Source organism: Bartonella sp. TT121SHDZB (assembly GCF_042193415.1).
Classification (GTDB): domain Bacteria; phylum Pseudomonadota; class Alphaproteobacteria; order Rhizobiales; family Rhizobiaceae; genus Bartonella.
Map to the genome: position 1 here is coordinate 1 of NZ_JBHILR010000035.1, position 1,954 is coordinate 1,954.

General features: G+C 35.7%; 2 protein-coding genes. Both read right to left on the reverse strand.

Translation table 11 applies throughout. The features are described from left to right. Positions 1 to 90: 90 nt before the first annotated feature. Entirely contained in the window at positions 91 to 693 is a 603-nt protein-coding gene (locus tag ACFIKI_RS08305) for a hypothetical protein (protein WP_375666741.1), read from the reverse strand. An 81-nt stretch (positions 694 to 774) separates the two neighbouring features. Next, positions 775 to 1,416 (reverse strand): hypothetical protein, encoded by a 642-nt coding sequence (locus ACFIKI_RS08310; RefSeq protein WP_375666742.1) that lies wholly within the window; start codon positions 1,414 to 1,416, stop codon positions 775 to 777. Positions 1,417 to 1,954: the final 538 nt, after the last annotated feature.

The following is a 1,954-nucleotide window of genomic DNA, read 5'->3' on the forward strand; positions in this document are numbered from 1 at the left end:
AGAAGACCCTCACAATCTAATGTGATAAACGTTTGATAAAATTTGGAATGGGAAATTTTAAAGAGGGGCGCCCCCGCACCGCCCAAGCATTTAATTATGCTGCTTTATTTTTGGAGAGACATAGACAATCTCTAATTCACCATAAGGGGAAACCCGTTCAATATAGGTTTTAACCTCAGTAGCCCCACCAACATTTTCACGAATAACAGCAATGCCATGAATATTGGCATTTTCACAAATATGCACGTTATTTGCTATACGAGCGTTTTCATAAACCCTAGCATTGTCATACACAGAGGCTTTGTCATAAATAATAGCCTTGCCATACACATGAGCATTACCATAGACATGGGAATTATCAGAAATAACAGCATTGCCATAAACATGGGCATGATCATAGACATAACCAGCAACGATAGCATTGTCATAAACCCGCGCATGACCATAGATATGACCACAAGTAATAGCATTGCCAAAAACCCTTGCATTTTCATAAACGTGACCATTTTTAAACACAAGAGCATCATTATAAACCCAGCAATTGCCATCATGAGAGAGGTTATCTTCCTTTTCAATAAAGCCCCCTAAATCACCAGCCTTAACATCAGCAAAGTCTTTTAATGCTTTAATACGGTAAAGAACATATTCACCAAATACACGCGTTTCATTTGTGAGTGCAAATTTCTTTTGCATAGCACAATTCCTTTATAAAGAAATTTAAATTTTAAAATGAGATGTTTAAAGAGGGGCGCCCCCGCCGCGCCCGTGTCTTATTTACGCAGCGTCTTTTATAGACTGGTCATTATAGACAATTTCTTTACTACAGACTTCAATATTATTGCGAACCCAAGTGTCACCTTTAATGACCGCATTGCGAAAAATCTTTACATTTGCAAAAATACAAGCATATCCGGAAATTTTCGCATTATCATAAATTTTTGTATCATTAAAAACACAAGCGTAATAATGAACATGAGCATTACCAAAAATATGAGCATCCGGATAAATACGTGCAAAGCCATACACATGAGCATTGCCATAAATATTGCCAGCCACAACCGCCTTGCCATAAACACGGGCGTTTTCATAAATGCAAGCAACATTGTTTACATGAGCATAGTCACTTACAACGGCATCATCGTAAACCCGTGCATTGCTATAAACCTTGGCTTTCCCTCCGACCCAGCAATTGCCATCATGAGAGAGGTTGCTTTCACCTTGTATAAAACCACCTAAATCGCCTTTTTTTACATCTCCAAAATCTCTTAAAGCTCTAATCCTATGAAGCGTTTTAAAGCCAACCTCTATTGTTTCACCTGTAAATTCATATTTTTTTGCAGGCTCTTGTTGATTAGCAAGCGCGGTTTCATTTGAAATGGAAGAGATAACGGGGGTGTTGTTTGATATATTTGTCATAATTAAAACCTATCTGTTTAAAAGTTTGTTATTGACAGCCCATAAGGGCGCCGGGCGCTAACAAACACGGCAGATAGTCCGTTGCTATGCTTTTCCCTCGCGAAGGGTATTGTATGGCATAGCTACACCCGACAAAATCATCATATATGCTAACAAAAGCATAAAAGATAGTCAGTTTTTATAACAGGATTAGGTTTATCGTAACCTATTCGCTATCTGTTTTAGTGTTTGTTAATCACTTGAGTACTTATATAACAAAATACGTATTTATTGTCAAATAATATTTTATATTTTTTGATATTTTTTTGTATTTTTTAAATACGTTGTGTATTGATAATATCTTATGCCTATTAATTGCTTCTTTTATATTTATGTGATTTTAAAGCTATATTACGGGCTTTGTGAAACGACTGCGTATTTTCTGAATCTATACATCTATAATATTTAGAAACGCTCTCATAATGCGTATTTTAAACTTTATAACCTATCAATTTTGTCACTAAATGGCTTTTAAGATTTCTGTTAATTTCTTTTAATA

What these genes read in the sequence shown, in the direction of transcription:
- ACFIKI_RS08310 (WP_375666742.1), bottom strand. Translation starts at nt 1,416, where the DNA reads ATGACAAATATATCAAACAACACCCCCGTTATCTCTTCCATTTCAAAT.
- ACFIKI_RS08305 (WP_375666741.1), bottom strand. Translation starts at nt 693, where the DNA reads ATGCAAAAGAAATTTGCACTCACAAATGAAACGCGTGTATTTGGTGAA.